We start from the raw sequence: 14,866 nt of genomic DNA, 5'->3' as shown, positions 1-14,866 counted from the left end.
GAGAGTCACAGAATCCAGAATGTTTGAAATCGTTGAAGACGTTTTCAGACCGGCCAGCCGAATTACTCTGAGGCGTCACCCACCTTCCGGCAGGTCAAGCGAACAGTTGGGATCAATGGGAATATCGAAATGGACGCCCGTTGAGAACTCCATGATCTTTTCGACCTTGACCATGAACCTGGTCAATGCCAACGTAGTTCCTGACGGCGCAACCTTGTGACCAGAAATCTCGAGAACCGCGTCGTCACGGGGCTTGACGACCCTGCCGAGCAACTGGTAGCCTCTCGTCGAACCGGGTACTGACAAAACGACGGCAACATGAGAATTGCAGGCAATATTGTGCAAGGTTACCGGACAGAACCAATTTTCAAACACCAGCAGCGACTCGTTACTCACCGTCAAATGGTTCCCGGCGGCCAGATGCGGACACCCCTTTGCATCCGCTGAAGCGACATAGACTAAGGGGATGCCTTCTATAAATCGACGAAGTGCTTCCGAAATCATTTGACTGCCCCCACCGGCATAGAACGGGTGACTGAAAAAAACCTCTGGTGCAACGTGTGTTACCATATTTGCATAATTACCTAAGGCAGTTTCTACGCCAACTTTGCAATAATAATATCCGCAGTAAAATTAGCATATTACACCTAAACACGTTTTTGCCCCCAGATACCAGATGCAATAAATATTGCGGATATGATGGATATTAATCCAGATAATCGGCCTGAAATAGCCAACGGAGAGCTGAATACATTATTATTGCTTATGCAACTTATATTGCAGACTAAGGCGCCAACGAAGAGAGGAGAGCCATAGGTAAGGGTCGATTATCAGGTATTCTGAACCATACGTATTTCTCCAGAGCGAACCCGGGATCACATCCATCGACCGTTTGGCTCCGTTGTTTCTCTCACGTTTGGTCTCGCTCAGTAAGGTAAGTAGCTCATAAAGATAAAGCCCACTCCGAGAGGAGTGGGCTTTTCATTGAACAGGTCACTTCAAATCGTTTAGCGACCCTGGTCAGCAGTAAAGAAGTCTATGTCAGATTCCAGATCATCATTTCGACAATATCCTTAAAGCTCTTGCCGATCTCTCCGACAACTGTCGGCTCAAAGCCGCAATGCATCATGCACTGCGCACAACGAGGATCCTTGCCCACACCGTATTTGTTCCAATCGGTCTTATCCATCATCTCCTTGAAGGTTGGGTAATGGGCATCGGTAATCAAGTAACAGGGAGCCTTCCAGCCTTGCGGATTGCGAGTGGGGTTGCCCCAGGGGGTGCACTCCAACTTCTTCTCCCCCTTAAGAAAACGCAGATACATGGGGGTCGAAAAGAAGCGATGCTTCTTGCTCATCTCATAGACCTCGGCAAACTTCTTCTCTATGTCGCGACGTTCCAGAAACAGCTTTTCCCCCACTGCCTCGTAACCGAAACCGGGGGCCACCAGCAGACCGTCCACCCCGATCTCCTCCAGATGGGTAAAGAGCATTTCGATTTCCAGCAAGTTGGTTTCCTTGAAGATGGTCGTGTTGGTGCAGACGCGAAACCCCAGTCTCTTGGCTTTCTTGATCCCTTCCATAGCCATCTTGAAAGCGCCTTTGCGCTCCAGAATGCGGTCGTGCGTTTCCTCCAGGCCGTCCATGTGGACGTTAAGGGTGAAATTGGGATGGGGCTTCATGTTGTCCAGCGCCTTTTCCAAAAGTACGCCATTGGTGCAGAGATAGATATGCTTACCCCGGTCGAGCACGCCACGGATCAGATCGTAAACAGGGGGGTAGAGAAACGGCTCGCCGCCGGTGATGGTGACGACGGGCGCGGGACATTCGTCCACTGATTTCAGGCAGTCCTCCAGACTCATCATCTCCTGGATGGTATCGGCGTATTCCCGGATACGGCCGCAGCCGGAACAGGCCAGGTTGCAAAGATGGGTCGGTTCGAGCATGAGGACAAGGGGGTATTTTTCTACCTTGTTGAGTTTGTTACTGACAATGTACTTCGTTAGGTCGTAGTTGAGGCGCATCGGAAAACGCATGTGCTTAATCCTTTCAATTTTTACAACAATGAATCTGCCACGGAGACACAGAAACACAGGGGAAAACCGGAGAAAGTCAGATTCAAGGGGTTACTCACGCAAGTCAAAGGTTTATTTTTACCCATATTTTGATGGTGACATTCTCCGCGTCTCTGTATCTCAGTGACAGGTATTAGTAATGCTTAAAGTGTATTACGATCTCACAAAATCTTCAACAGCGGCCACGACACCTTCGGCGTCGATACCCAGATCCCTGCGCAGTTGGGCTTGGCTGCCATGTTCTACATAATGGTCCGGGATGCCAAGACGCTTGATCTTCACATCGTGGCGGCCGTTATCGATGAGCAGTTCCAACACGGCGCTGCCGAAGCCTCCTTGCAGGGCATTTTCCTCAACGGTGACGATACGGCCGGTCTTCCCGGCGGCGGTCAGAATCAGATCGGCATCCAGCGGTTTGACGAATCGGGCATTGACTACACCGGCCGAGATGCCCCGCTCCTTCAAGGCCTCGGCGGCCTGTAGGGCCGGATAGACCGTTGAGCCGATGGCGACAATGCACACATCGCTCCCCTCGACGAGCTGTTCTCCCTTGCCGATTTCCAGGGATTTCAGCTCGCTATCCATCTCTACGCCAAAGCCTGCTCCACGCGGATAGCGAAGGGCCATAGGCACGCCGGAGTAAAGAGCAGTCTTGAGCATATGACGCAACTCGTTCTCGTCTTTGGGGGCCATCAGCGTCATGCCGGGCAAATGACGCAGATAGGAGAGGTCAAAGACGCCGTGATGGGTCGGGCCATCGTCGCCAACCAGTCCAGCCCGGTCCATGGCGATGGTCACCGGCAGATTTTGCAGGCAGATGTCATGAAAAACCTGATCGTAGGCACGTTGCACAAAGGTGGAATAGATGGCGGTCACCGGCCGGAAACCGTCGGCGGCAAGGCCGGCGGCAAAGGTCATGCCGTGCTGTTCGGCGATGCCCACATCGAAGAATCGCTTCGGGAAACGCTCGGCAAAACGGTTGAGGCCGGTTCCATCCGGCATGGCCGCCGTGATGGCCACAATCTTGGGGTCCTGTTCGGCCAACTGCACCATGGTTTCGCCAAATACGTCGGTGTACGACTTGCTGCCCGCCTTGGGTGCGCCCTTGCCGGTGGCAACATCGAACGCTCCAACTCCGTGGTACTTGTCGGGTGTCTCCTCAGCCGGCCTGTATCCCTTTCCCTTGGTGGTCATGACATGCACCAGAAGCGGGCCGTCCAGTTGGTTGATATTGTTGAAGACCTCTACCAGTTGCGCCAGATCGTGGCCATCCAGCGGCCCCAGATAATCGAACCCCAGGGCTTCGAAAAGCGATCCTGGAGTAAGAAAGCCTTTCAGCGAGTTTTCCGCCCGTTTGGCAAAGTGAAGAATATCCGTACCGATGGCCGGGATATTACGCAGAAGCCCCTGCATCTCCTTCTTCAGGTCGCGGAAGTAGCGGCCGGTCATCTTGCGGGAGATGAACGACGAAAAGGCACCCACATTCTTGGAGATCGACATTTCGTTGTCGTTCAGAATGACAATCAGGTTTTTCTTGAGATGCCCGGCTTGGTTGAGTGCTTCGAATGCCATACCGCCGGTCAGGGAGCCATCCCCGATAACGGCGATGGCGTGGTTCCTGGTCCCCTCCAGTTCACTACCCACCGCCATGCCGAGGCCGGCCGAAATGGAAGTGGACGAGTGCCCCACGCCAAAGGCGTCATGCTCGGACTCGCAACGTTTGGGAAACCCGGAAAGCCCTTTGTATTGGCGTTGAGTGGGAAAACGCTCACGCCGCCCGGTGAGGATTTTGTGAGTATAGGCCTGATGCCCCACATCCCAGATGATCTTGTCCCGGGGCGAGTCGAAACAGTAATGCAGGGCAATGGTCAACTCCACCGCACCCAGATTCGAGCCCAGGTGGCCGCCCGTGGTCGAGACCGTCTCCAGCAGGAAGCTCCGCACCTCTTCCGCCAGGGCCGGTAATTGCTCGGGCTTGAGCTTTTTCAGATCAGCCGGAGAGTCTATCTGGTCGAGATATGTGTACATGATTCTTTCTCCATCGAAAAATCACTGTGCAGGACAGCGATGGTTACGGATTGCGCGCGTACCCGTTGTACCTGAACCACTCTACGGCGCGTTGCAGAGCGTCTTTCACCGACGTTTGGGGCAAGCCCAGTTCACGGACCGCCTTGGTCGAGTCAAAAAACATGAATTTTGCTGCCATCTGCACCCCTGCCAAGGGGATCAGCGGCTCTTTGCCGGTAATACGGGCAATACCCTCATTGACATAGGCCGCCAGCAGGATCGGCGTGTAGGGTAACCGCACCCGTGGCGCCGCCAGGCCGGTAATTTCCTCCAGCAGCCCAAAAATCTCCCGCAGGGTCAGGTTGGTGTTGCCAAGGATATACTTCTCACCCACGCGGCCCTTCTGCTCCGCCAGAATATGGCCTCGGGCGCAATCCTCAACGGCGATGATGTTGAGCCCCGTATCCAGGTAAGCCGGCATTTTACGGTTGAGAAAATCGACAATGATCTTGCCGGTAGGGGTCGGTTTGATATCGAGCGGTCCGATCGGCGTTGATGGGTTGACGATTACCAGATTAAGTCCGCGCCTGATAGACCTTTCGGCCTCCCGTTCCGCCAGGAATTTGCTCTTTTTGTAATGTCCCACCATGTCGGCCAGGGTCACCGGAGTATCTTCGGTACCCGGCGTACCATTGCCAGGATTGCCAAGGGTACCCACGCTGCTGGTGTAGACTACCCTTGAGAGGCCATTTTCCAAGGCCGCCCCCAGGATAGCTTGAGTCCCTTCGACGTTGATGCGGTACATCTGCTGAGGGTTACGGGTCCAGAGACGATAATCGGCGGCAGCGTGATAGAGCACGTCACAGCCTTTCAGCCCCTGGCGCAGACTGTCGTGGTCCTGCAGATCGCCCTTCCAGATCTCGATGTCGAGACCCGCCAGGTTTGAATTGTCCGACCCGGCCCTCACGAGGGCGCGCACCTCACGGCCGTCCTTCAGCAACTCCCTGACAATGCTTGCGCCGATGAAACCGGTCGCGCCGGTGATAAATGTTTTCATAGCCATTCAATGTATCCGCTGAATACCTCCCCAGAACAGCATGCACCGTTTGAGGAATATTGCCAACTTCATAAATGGGGAAAGCCCCGGAATACGGAAAATTCGGGGCTTCCCAGCGAATCAGGATATACGTGCCGGCTGTATGGCGCTATTTCCTATCCCCGCCTTCCGCGATCAGGCGACGGTACTTGCCCAGCGCTGTCAGCGGGAAACAATTACGGTAAATGTGGTACTTGATCATGAAAAACTTGGGAAACCCGGTACCGGTGAAGGCGTCTTCGTCCCAGGTTCCGTCCTGTTTCTGGTTGTTCAACAGGTAGTCAATGCCACGGGTCACTGTTTTGGAATGGACTTCCCCAGCAGCCATAAGAGCCAGTAGCGCCCACCCTGTCTGAGAAGGGGTGCTCGGACCGCTGCCCATCAGAGATCGGTCGAAGTAGGAGTCGCAGACCTCTCCCCATCCGCCATCCATGTTCTGCTTGGACTTGAACCAGTTGACCGCTTTTTTGATATACGGCTGGGTCATATCCTCGCCGATGGCTTGCAATCCGCACAACACCGACCAGGTGCCGTAGATGTAGTTGACCCCCCAGCGGCCCCACCATGGGCCTTCCGGTTCTTGTTCCTTCTTCAGGAATGATAGGGCGTGCATGGCCGCCGGATGATTATTGGAATAGTTAAAGTTACCCATCAACTCCAGCATACGACCGGTCAAGTCGGCAGTAGGCGGGTCAATCAGGGCTTCCAGGTCAGCGAAGGGAATTTTGTTCAGCAGGTATTTCGTATTGTCCTTATCGAAAGCTCCCCACCCGCCATTCTTGCTTTGCATCCCCAGACACCAGGCAATGCCGCGCTTGATAGCCTGCTCCTTATGTTTGCGATCCCGGACCTTGATGTCCTTGATTGACAGCATGACAAAACCGGAGTCGTCAACATCCGGATACCAGTCGTTGAGGAACTCGAAGGCCCACCCGCCCGGCTCCAGTTCGGGGGCCTTGACCTGCCAGTCCCCCTTACGGCGCACCTCAAGATCCAGCAGCCATTGGGCTGCCTTGACCAGAGCCGGGTGATCGGCGGGGACACCGGCCTCCTGCATGGCGACAAGTGCCAGTGCGGTATCCCAGACCGGCGATATGCACGATTGCAGCACCAAGCCATCTTCGTCTTCGATACAGAAGTTGGCCAGGGCTTCAAGCCCTTTGACAACAGCAGGATGATCGTTGGCGTAGCCCAGGCAGTTCAGGGCCAGGATCGAATTGAGCATGGCCGGCTGTATGCCGCCCCAATCGCCGGTCGGCTCCTGATGATCAAGTATCCACTGTTCGGCAACGGAGGTGGCCTTCTTCTTGAATGGCCGGATAGGGCTGGACTCGTAAACCTTGAGCAGGTGGTCCACGCCGATGAAAAAGTTTTTCCAGGTAAGAATGCCGTCTTCTTTGCTGAAGGTATAGTCAGTCGGCCGCGGCGGGCGGACGTAAAGTTCCTGTACCCGCGCCCAAGGGGGCAGCTTGCGCACCGGACGCTCGGCCATGACCACCGAAAGCGGGATAATGGTTCCCCGTGCCCAACTGGACAGCTCGTAGACATTAAAATAGGCCCAGTTGGGCAGGAGCATCAACTCGATCGGCATCGACGGAACGCCAAGCCAGGAAAACTCGCCGAACAGCGCCAGGAATATCTTGGTAAAAACACGCGACTTGATGATGCCGCCATTGGCCAGGATGAACTCCCGCGCCTTGCGCATGGCCGGGTGATCTGCCGGGTATCCCGCCAATTTCAAGGCAAAATAGGCTTCAATGGTGGTCGAGAGGTCACCGGGGCCGGTGTGCCAGATAGCCCAATATCCTTCCTCGGTTTGCTTGCTGAGGATATAGTGGGCCATCTTCCGCTCGCGCACCTTGTCCACCATTCCCAGAAAGTGGAAGAGCATGAGATATTCGGCGATGATGGTGACGTTCGATTCCAATTCGGCCCACCAGTAACCGCCCGGCAACTGCTCCCGGAAAAAGAAATCACGGCTCCGTTCGATGGCCTTGTCAAGCGGGCTTTTTGCATCGCCCACCATCTTCTTCCAGATGGAAGGGGGCAGATGGTGTACCTTGGCAATCGTTTTTTTGGGGGAATCACTAGCTGGTGCAGCCGTTTCCGAATTGAAAGATGTCAGTGCCGCGGAAATCGGGTATTTATTTGAATTCATTAACAAAGCTCCTGATGAGCGCAATAGGGCAATGCCGGGGCATTTGTCAGCTAAATTGTGCTTTCATAACATATTAACCGAAAAATGTATATTCTTTTTCATATTCCCGATACATAACTGTGACACTGACACAACGCACCGTCGGGCATATCGGCTTCATATTGTGGTTTGCCACCCAAGGGTTGGTATGTTATACACGATAAATCAGCCACGAACGTGACAAAAATCAAGGAGATATTCAGTATGTTGTCGGGAAAACAGAAACGCCACCTGCGCGCCCTCGGGCATAGCCTCAAACCGGTCATCCATATCGGGAAGAAGGAGATTGAAGATGCCTTGATCAAGGAAGCCAATGCGGCTTTGGACTGCCATGAGTTGATCAAGGTAAAACTGCAGGAGAGCTGCCTTCTGGACAAAAACGAGGCCGCCGACATACTGGCAGGGTCGTGCAATGCCGACATTGCCCAGGTATTGGGCAGAACTTTCCTGCTCTACCGACCGGCGACGACGCCGGTTATCGTCCTGCCGAAAGCGGACAAACCTGCCAAGGCAAAGCAGTCATGACCATACGTGCGGCCCTGTTCGACCTGGACGGTACCTTGGTGGATTCGCTGGACGACCTGACCGATGCCGTTAACCACATGCTCTCCGGCTTCGGGCACCCTTCCCTGACAGCTTCCTCGGTGCGCCGACTGGTGGGCAAAGGAGCCCATAATCTGGTTCGGCGCGCGCTCGAAACCGAATCGGAGGAAGCTATCGCACGTGGTATCGAACTGTTCGTGGACTACAACAGCGCCCATGTGGCAAACAAAAGCCTACTTTATCCCGGCGTACGGGAGATGTTGCAGCGGCTGGCCGAAAACGGCATCCGCTTGGTGGTCATCTCCAACAAGCACGAGGCTCTCTGCCACCTGATCATGGAAGCGCTCGGTATAGCCCGGCTGTTTGAAATTATCTGCGGAGGAGACACCTTTCCGGAGATGAAGCCTGCTCCCCTACCCCTGCTCCGGGTTATGGAGCGCCTCGGCATTACCGCCCACGAAGCGATCATGATCGGGGACAGTATCAACGATATAGAAGCCGGCCAACTGGCAGGTGTTACCACGATTGGCTGCACCTGGGGCTACGGCGGGGCGGAGGATTTGGCGGGGGCCGATCATCGCGCCTCTGCGCCCCATGATGTGGCAACCATCCTGTTAAACAATGGTGTCTAAGAGACCATGAACGGCTGGACCGGCACAATACTCAGGGTTGACCTGAGCGCAGGAACCGCGCAACGCGAGGCAATCCCTCACAAATTGTTGGAGGAATACCTCGGCGGCCGTGGTCTGGGGGTGCGCCTGATGCGTGACCATTTTCGGCTTGCGCCTTTTGACCCGGCCATGCCGCTGATCTTTGCCGTCGGCCCGCTGTGCGGAACCCCGGCCCCGACTGCTGCACGCCTCTCGGTGATTTCCCGCTCCCCATTGACTGGCACCATCTACGACTGTTCCGCGGGCGGCAGGTTCGCTTGGCGCCTGAAAGCAGCCGGGCTGGATTGTCTTGCCATTACCGGCAGAAGCCCCGAGCCGGTTGTGCTGGCCATCCGGTCCAATATTGTCGAGATATTCCCGGCCCATCACCTGTGGGGCAAGGACATCCCCACCACGGTGGAGGCACTGAAGGAGCACGGCAGTGTTGCGGCCATCGGGCCGGCCGGCGAAAACGGCGTCCCCTTTGCCAGCATCATGATGGGCGAAGGCAATTCGGTCGGCCGGGGTGGCCTGGGCGCCGTGATGGGGTCCAAAAACCTCAAGGGTGTCGTGGTTGATGGCGACGGCGTGACGGCCATCGCCGACCCCATCCTGTTCGACAAGGCCCGCCAGGACGTGATGCGGCTCTTCAAGGCCTCACCGGTGATCTTCGGCCCCCTGGGCATTGCCGAATTCGGCACCCCGGTGCTGGTGGACCTGATGGCCCAACGCCGCATGGCCCCCACCGAAAACTTCCGCAAAACCTTCTTCGAGCACTCGGCCAACTACTCCGGCCCCGCCATCAAAGAGGCCTGCGGGGCACGCAAAGACGGCTGTTACGGCTGCCCGATCCAGTGCAAAAAATCGTCGAAAGATGGTGGCCATCTGCCGGAGTATGAGACCGTTTCCCATTTCGGAGCGCTCAACAAGGTGGACGATCTCCGCGCCATTGTCGAATCGAACCGCATCTGCAATAATTTGGGGTTGGACACCATCACGGCTGCCGCCACCCTGGCGGCCTGGGGCGAGATCAGGGGACAATTCCCCACGGCAGAGCAAATTCCCGGCCTGCTGGAGGATATGGCCCTGCGCCGCGGGGACGGCGAACTCCTGGCGCTTGGCTCCCGCAGCCTCGCGGAAACCATGGGACGGCCGGAACTTTCCATGAGCGTCAAGTCTCTGGAGTTGCCCGCCTACGATCCGCGCGGGGCCTACGGCATGGCACTGGCGTACTGCACCAGCAACCGGGGCGGCTGCCACCTGCGGGCTTATCCCATTTCCCATGAGATTCTACGCAAGCCGGTGCCCACCGACCGTTTCTCCTTTTCCGGCAAAGCCCGCATCATCACCATCGCCGAGGACACCAACGCCGCCGTGGATTCCCTGGTAGCCTGCAAGTTTTCCTTCTTCGGCGCCAGCTTGGAGGAATACGCCGAACTGTTGACCGCCACCACCGGCACCGAGTACTCCCCCCAGCGATTAAAGGAGATCGGCCGTCGTATCTGCCTGACCGAACGTTTCTATAACTGTGTCAACGGCTTCTCCCGCAAGAACGATTGCCTGCCGGAGCGTTTTTTCAGCGAACCGGGCACGAGCGGTGATGGCATACACATCCCCCCCATCGACCGGCAACGCTTTGAAGAAGAGTTGGACAAGTATTACCGCATCAGGGGGCTGAATGCCGATGGCTGCTTTGATGATGCAGGTTTCCTGGAAAAATTGCCATGAGATGGTTCGGCAAGGACGCCTCTCCCGGTCAAGCCGAACCGCTGCCCATGGACAACAGGAGTATCGGCAACCTGGGGGAGGATTTGGCTGTTTCGTTTCTCAAAGATAAAAGATATCACATCCTGGAACGGAACTACCGCTGCAAGGGAGGCGAGGTGGACATCGTCGCCCGCGACCCGCGTGACAAGAGTTTGGTCTTCGTGGAGGTCAAGGCCCGCCGTGGCCTCTCTTACGGTGTGCCCCAACTGGCAGTCACCCCGTTCAAGCAGCGCCAGATATCCAAGGCGGCCCTGACGTGGCTGGCCCAAAACCGGCAACAGGACGTGAATGCCCGTTTCGACGTGATCGCAATCCTCATAGCAAATGGCGGTCCACCTGAGATCGAGCACATTTTAAATGCGTTTGAATTGGCATACTGAAAAGAAGGAGACCCACATGAATTTCAAGGCCGTTCTGGCCCAGATCAAACCCAAGCTCGGCTGCGTCGCCGATAACCTAGCACTCATCAAAGAGCGTATCGAACAGGCTAAAGCTGCCGAAGCCGACCTGATTATCTTCCCCGAACTGGCCCTGACCGGCTATTTTCTCAAAGACCTGGTGCCCGATGTGGCCCGGCGGCTTGATTCACCCGAGATCGCCCGGTTGGTTGAACTCTCCCGCGACATCTCCATCGCCGTGGGTTTCGTGGAAGTGACTGACGACTACCGTTTCTTCAACTCGGCCATCTATCTGGAAGACGGGGCGATCAAACACCTCCACCGCAAGGTCTACCTCCCCACTTACGGCCTGTTCGACGAGCAGCGCTACCTGGCCCGGGGCGAGCGTTTCCGCGCATTTGACAGCAAATTCGGCCGTTTGGGCATCCTGATCTGTGAGGATATGTGGCACCTTTCAAGCTCCTACATTCTGGCCATGGATGGGGCCGCTACGCTGCTCTGTCTCTCCAGCAGCCCTGGACGCGGCGTAGAGGGGGAATCACTCGGTTCGGCCATGGCTTGGCAGAAACTGACTTCCACCACAGCGCTATTCCTCAACTGCCGGGTGCTGTACTGCAACCGGGTGGGCTACGAAGACGGCGTCAACTTCTGGGGCGGCTCGGAATATATCGCCCCGTCGGGCGAATCCATCGTGCGGGCCAAACTACTGGAGGAGGGCAGCGTCAGCGCCCAGGTTGAGGAAGGAGCCCTGCGGCGGGAGCGAATTTTCTCTCCCATGCTGCGCGACGAGAACCTGTTCGTTACCATGCAGGAACTCAGACGCATCGAACGGGAAAGGAGACTGTAATGGCGGGTCTGGTAGCCAACACGGAACTGTTACGCACGATCCTGGTCGGCTTCGTGCGGGACGAAGTGCATAAGGTGGGGGTCAGAAAGGCCGTGCTGGGGCTGTCGGGGGGGATCGACTCGGCCTTGGTTGCGTTCATCGCCGCCGAGGCGTTGGGAGCCGAGAATGTGCACGCCGTCTGCATGCCTTATAAAAGCAGCAACCCGGAGAGCGAAGCCCATGCCCGGCTGGTGGCCCAGGCATGCGGCGTGAGTTTCTCGCTGGTGCCGATCACCCCCATGGTGGACGCCTATTTCGGGATGTTCCCGGATGCGGACAACATGCGGCGTGGCAACAAAATGGCTCGTGAACGGATGACCATCCTCTTCGACCACTCGGCGCGCTATTCCGCCCTGGTGCTGGGAACCAGCAACAAAACCGAGCTGCTGCTCGGCTACGGGACCCTCTTCGGCGACATGGCCAGCGCCCTCAACCCCATCGGCGATCTGTACAAGACCCAAATCTGGCAATTGTCCGAGGCCATGGGCGTGCCGAGCGCGGTGATCGAGAAGAAGCCCTCCGCTGACCTGTGGGCAGGCCAGACCGACGAGGAGGAACTGGGTTTTTCCTACCGTCAGGTGGACGAGTTGCTCTACCGCATGGTAGACCTGCGCCTGACCAGGGAGGAGTTGATCGTCGCGGGGTTTGCTCCTGAGTTCATCGACACCATCTACAAAAAAGTGCAGAATTCCCACTTCAAACGGCGCTTGCCGGTGATTGCCAAGGTATCCAACCGTACCATTGACCGGGATTTCAGGTACTCCCGCGATTGGGGCAAGTAACAGCGCCAAATTGAACAGAGTTGGTGTTTTATCGGCGGCTTCTGGTACAATAGGGATAACAGGAGGTGCCCACCATGGTGAAACTTTTTTTCTTTCTGGTACTTATAATGGCCGTGACAAGCGGGTGCGTCTCAGACCGGGGTGTCTACCGGGAGCAGTTGGACAGCCTCCCCTTTCATTACTCCCAATTCGACCTCCAGATGGCATGGGATATCACCGTAACCGGCTCTGAAACCTTCATCGCAGGGGTTGCGAAAAATGTGCGCTATGCCGAGATGGATGGCGTGGAAATCTGGGTTTCAGCTCTCGACACCAAAGGCAAAACGCTGGCCCGCTCGGTGAGTTTCGTCATCCCGCGGCAGTTGAAAGAGGGCGAGATTGCCCCCTTCAGCGTGAAACTGCCGGTGGCGGCCATACCGGGTACCACTTTGCTTTTCACCTACCGTTACATCGCCCATGAGGATGCCGAAGACAGCCTCAAGTGGATGCAAAGCTTCAGGACCGAGGTGTCGGCGCGATGATCGTTATTTTCTGGAGGGACCGGCAAGAGCATGAAACGGAGTGAGGAAACGACCCTAGTCTACTCCAGTGAAACGGGCCGCGTAGGTCACGGCACCAGCAAACGGCAGGATGTACGGCCGGCGAAGCAGCCCTCCGACGGGACGGTTCGTCTGCGCCGTGAGGTCAAAGGGCGGGGCGGCGGGACCGTCATCGTCATCACCGGCATACCACTCAAAGGCGAGGCATTGAAGGAACTGGCAGGGACATTGAAAAAACGCTGCGGCAGCGGAGGAACAGTCAAGGAGGGGGTTATCGAGATTCAGGGGGATCATCGTGACACCCTGCTCAAGGAATTGGAGTTGCGCGGATACCGGGTCAAACTGGCAGGAGGGTGATATTTCAATTAATTCCTTGACCGCAGTGTTTTTTTCAAATATTTTTTGATATTCGTTCAATTTAATGGAGCAAAAAAGCGGGCGCTCAACATTCGGGCGAGAGTGGCGGAATTGGCAGACGCACCAGACTTAGGATCTGGCACCGAAAGGTATAGGAGTTCAAGTCTCCTCTCTCGCACCAAAAAGCGGCCGTGTCCCGAACTTTCGGGAGAAAACAAATTTCAACCAGGAGAGGTTATCCGAAATGCAGGTTCATGTCGAAGAAATAAGCCCGGTTAAAAAACGAGTCAACATTGAGGTCCCGGCCGAGCAGGTCAATGCAGAGATCGAGAAGGTTTATGCGGGCATCCAGAAAAAGGCCAAACTCCAGGGGTTCCGTCCCGGCAAGGCCCCCATGCAGCTCATCAAGCGTACCTACAGCGATACCATGCGCGACGAGGTCATGCGCAGCATCTACCAGCAGACACTTTTCAAGGCGCTGGGTGAGCACAAGATAGAGCCGGTGGATTCCCCAACCGTCGAAAGCGACATCCTCCAGCAAGGGGAGCCTTTCAAGTTCAGCGCCCTGGTGGAGGTCCTGCCGGAAATACTTCTCGACGAGTATACCGGGCTGGAGGTCAAAAAGGAGATCTACGTCCCCAACCCGGACAGCATCGAGGCCGAAATCAAGCGGATGCAGGAGAACATGGCCCAACTCGTGCCCATGAAAGAAGATGCCTCCGTTGAGAACGGCAATATCGTTACTGTCGACTACACCTTTTCGGTGGATGGCTTCCCCAATGAAACCAGCATTGCCGAGGATGCTCAGATCGAGGTAGGCGCAAACCGGCTCCTTCCCGGTTTCGAGGAAGGGTTGATCGGCATGAAGTTTGGCGAGACAAAGGACATCCCCGTCACCCTGCCCGTCGGCTACCGCCTTGCCGAAGCTGTCGGCAAAGAGGGAGTCTTTCATGTCACCGTAAAAGAAGGCAAGTGCAAGGAGTTGCCCGAACTCGACGATGAATTTGCCCGGCAGTTCGGTGACTACGAGTCTATGGAACAGTTGCGGGCCAAAATGACCGAATTCCGTGAAAAACATGAGACCGACCGCATTCAGGGCGAGCTCAAGGATCGCATAGTCCAGGCACTGATCGACAAGAATCCCCTTGAAGTTCCCGATGCCCTAGTCAAACGCCAACTGGACGCCATGCTGGAAAACCTCAAGAACCGTTTGCAGGGCCAGCACATGTCCATCGAGATGATGGGCCTGGACGACAACGGTTTCCGCGAGCGTTTCCGTGACGCCGCAGCCGACAAGGTTCGGGGGGGGATGCTCCTCATGGCCCTGGTGACGAAAGAGAATATCACGATTGCCGATGAGGACTTGGCAAAACGTTATGAGTTAATCGCTGCCGGAAATCCGGACATGCTCAACCGCGTCAAGGAATATTATGAGACGAACCGTAATTTCAAGAGTTCGCTCATCGCCGAGATCAAGGAAGACAAGGCCATCGACTTCCTGCTGAGCAGTGCTGTAATCACCGAAGTTGACGCCTCCGAGTTAAAGCCAGCCGAGGCGTAAGGAGAAACA

General features: G+C 56.1%; 14 protein-coding genes and 1 tRNA gene. 10 read left to right on the top strand and 5 right to left on the bottom strand.

Features of this window, described 5'->3' with window-relative positions; translation table 11 throughout:
• Window positions 1-75 precede the first annotated feature (75 nt).
• The 5 genes from LDN12_RS05715 to shc form a co-directional block, all read right to left on the bottom strand.
• Window positions 76-504: a pyridoxamine 5'-phosphate oxidase family protein gene (locus tag LDN12_RS05715; RefSeq protein ID WP_223921713.1), complete on the bottom strand. Its 429-nt coding sequence runs from the start codon at window positions 502-504 to the stop codon at window positions 76-78.
• Between the two features lie 532 nt (window positions 505-1,036).
• Complete coding sequence (gene hpnH, locus LDN12_RS05710) at window positions 1,037-2,035, bottom strand: adenosyl-hopene transferase HpnH (RefSeq protein ID WP_223921712.1); 999 nt, start codon at window positions 2,033-2,035, stop codon at window positions 1,037-1,039.
• A 192-nt stretch (window positions 2,036-2,227) separates the two neighbouring features.
• Window positions 2,228-4,102: a 1-deoxy-D-xylulose-5-phosphate synthase gene (gene dxs, locus LDN12_RS05705; protein ID WP_223921711.1), complete on the bottom strand. Its 1,875-nt coding sequence runs from the start codon at window positions 4,100-4,102 to the stop codon at window positions 2,228-2,230.
• A gap of 43 nt (window positions 4,103-4,145) precedes the next feature.
• Complete coding sequence (gene hpnA / locus LDN12_RS05700; RefSeq protein WP_223924034.1) at window positions 4,146-5,138, bottom strand: hopanoid-associated sugar epimerase; 993 nt, start codon at window positions 5,136-5,138, stop codon at window positions 4,146-4,148.
• A 148-nt stretch (window positions 5,139-5,286) separates the two neighbouring features.
• Window positions 5,287-7,335 carry a squalene--hopene cyclase gene (gene shc, locus LDN12_RS05695; protein WP_223921710.1) on the bottom strand — a complete coding sequence of 683 codons (2,049 nt, stop codon included), beginning with the start codon at window positions 7,333-7,335 and terminating at the stop codon, window positions 5,287-5,289.
• A gap of 243 nt (window positions 7,336-7,578) precedes the next feature.
• On the opposite strand from shc, the gene yhbY reads away from it, so the two are divergent.
• From yhbY to tig, 10 genes are all read left to right on the top strand, one after another.
• A complete protein-coding gene (gene yhbY, locus LDN12_RS05690) occupies window positions 7,579-7,899 on the top strand; it encodes a ribosome assembly RNA-binding protein YhbY (protein WP_223921709.1) in 321 nt (106 codons plus the stop codon).
• Window positions 7,896-8,549, top strand: coding sequence for an HAD family hydrolase (locus LDN12_RS05685; RefSeq protein ID WP_223921708.1), 654 nt, complete (start codon window positions 7,896-7,898; stop codon window positions 8,547-8,549). Before yhbY ends, LDN12_RS05685 begins: the two co-directional genes overlap by 4 nt.
• Window positions 8,550-8,555: 6 nt before the next feature.
• Complete coding sequence (locus tag LDN12_RS05680) at window positions 8,556-10,295, top strand: aldehyde ferredoxin oxidoreductase family protein (RefSeq protein ID WP_223921707.1); 1,740 nt, start codon at window positions 8,556-8,558, stop codon at window positions 10,293-10,295.
• On the top strand, window positions 10,292-10,714 hold the full coding sequence (locus LDN12_RS05675; protein ID WP_223921706.1) for a YraN family protein: 423 nt from the start codon (window positions 10,292-10,294) through the stop codon (window positions 10,712-10,714). Before LDN12_RS05680 ends, LDN12_RS05675 begins: the two co-directional genes overlap by 4 nt.
• A gap of 16 nt (window positions 10,715-10,730) precedes the next feature.
• On the top strand, window positions 10,731-11,579 hold the full coding sequence (locus LDN12_RS05670) for a nitrilase-related carbon-nitrogen hydrolase (RefSeq protein WP_223921705.1): 849 nt from the start codon (window positions 10,731-10,733) through the stop codon (window positions 11,577-11,579).
• Window positions 11,579-12,400 (top strand): NAD+ synthase, encoded by an 822-nt coding sequence (locus LDN12_RS05665; RefSeq protein ID WP_223921704.1) that lies wholly within the window; start codon window positions 11,579-11,581, stop codon window positions 12,398-12,400. The genes LDN12_RS05670 and LDN12_RS05665 overlap by 1 nt, the downstream gene beginning before the upstream one ends.
• Before the next feature lie 74 nt (window positions 12,401-12,474).
• The gene (locus tag LDN12_RS05660) at window positions 12,475-12,921 is read left to right on the top strand and encodes a hypothetical protein (RefSeq protein ID WP_223921703.1); all 447 of its coding nucleotides are present in this window, start codon (window positions 12,475-12,477) and stop codon (window positions 12,919-12,921) included.
• 30 nt (window positions 12,922-12,951) lie between these two features.
• Window positions 12,952-13,296: a stress response translation initiation inhibitor YciH gene (locus LDN12_RS05655; protein WP_223921702.1), complete on the top strand. Its 345-nt coding sequence runs from the start codon at window positions 12,952-12,954 to the stop codon at window positions 13,294-13,296.
• A gap of 96 nt (window positions 13,297-13,392) precedes the next feature.
• A tRNA-Leu gene (locus tag LDN12_RS05650) sits at window positions 13,393-13,477 on the top strand.
• A 63-nt stretch (window positions 13,478-13,540) separates the two neighbouring features.
• Window positions 13,541-14,857 carry a trigger factor gene (gene tig / locus LDN12_RS05645; protein WP_223921701.1) on the top strand — a complete coding sequence of 439 codons (1,317 nt, stop codon included), beginning with the start codon at window positions 13,541-13,543 and terminating at the stop codon, window positions 14,855-14,857.
• Window positions 14,858-14,866: the final 9 nt, after the last annotated feature.

The sequence above is a fragment of the Geobacter sp. AOG2 genome (assembly GCF_019972295.1).
Lineage (GTDB): Bacteria > Desulfobacterota > Desulfuromonadia > Geobacterales > Pseudopelobacteraceae > Oryzomonas.
This window is presented reverse-complemented; position numbering and strand designations above follow the sequence as displayed.

What these genes read in the sequence shown, in the direction of transcription:
- LDN12_RS05655 (WP_223921702.1), top strand. Translation starts at nt 12,952, where the DNA reads ATGAAACGGAGTGAGGAAACGACCCTAGTCTACTCCAGTGAAACGGGC.
- LDN12_RS05665 (WP_223921704.1), top strand. Translation starts at nt 11,579, where the DNA reads ATGGCGGGTCTGGTAGCCAACACGGAACTGTTACGCACGATCCTGGTC.
- LDN12_RS05715 (WP_223921713.1), bottom strand. Translation starts at nt 504, where the DNA reads ATGATTTCGGAAGCACTTCGTCGATTTATAGAAGGCATCCCCTTAGTC.
- LDN12_RS05670 (WP_223921705.1), top strand. Translation starts at nt 10,731, where the DNA reads ATGAATTTCAAGGCCGTTCTGGCCCAGATCAAACCCAAGCTCGGCTGC.
- LDN12_RS05680 (WP_223921707.1), top strand. Translation starts at nt 8,556, where the DNA reads ATGAACGGCTGGACCGGCACAATACTCAGGGTTGACCTGAGCGCAGGA.
- shc (WP_223921710.1), bottom strand. Translation starts at nt 7,335, where the DNA reads ATGAATTCAAATAAATACCCGATTTCCGCGGCACTGACATCTTTCAAT.
- LDN12_RS05685 (WP_223921708.1), top strand. Translation starts at nt 7,896, where the DNA reads ATGACCATACGTGCGGCCCTGTTCGACCTGGACGGTACCTTGGTGGAT.
- LDN12_RS05660 (WP_223921703.1), top strand. Translation starts at nt 12,475, where the DNA reads ATGGTGAAACTTTTTTTCTTTCTGGTACTTATAATGGCCGTGACAAGC.
- dxs (WP_223921711.1), bottom strand. Translation starts at nt 4,102, where the DNA reads ATGTACACATATCTCGACCAGATAGACTCTCCGGCTGATCTGAAAAAG.
- hpnH (WP_223921712.1), bottom strand. Translation starts at nt 2,035, where the DNA reads ATGCGTTTTCCGATGCGCCTCAACTACGACCTAACGAAGTACATTGTC.
- LDN12_RS05675 (WP_223921706.1), top strand. Translation starts at nt 10,292, where the DNA reads ATGAGATGGTTCGGCAAGGACGCCTCTCCCGGTCAAGCCGAACCGCTG.
- yhbY (WP_223921709.1), top strand. Translation starts at nt 7,579, where the DNA reads ATGTTGTCGGGAAAACAGAAACGCCACCTGCGCGCCCTCGGGCATAGC.
- hpnA (WP_223924034.1), bottom strand. Translation starts at nt 5,138, where the DNA reads ATGAAAACATTTATCACCGGCGCGACCGGTTTCATCGGCGCAAGCATT.
- tig (WP_223921701.1), top strand. Translation starts at nt 13,541, where the DNA reads ATGCAGGTTCATGTCGAAGAAATAAGCCCGGTTAAAAAACGAGTCAAC.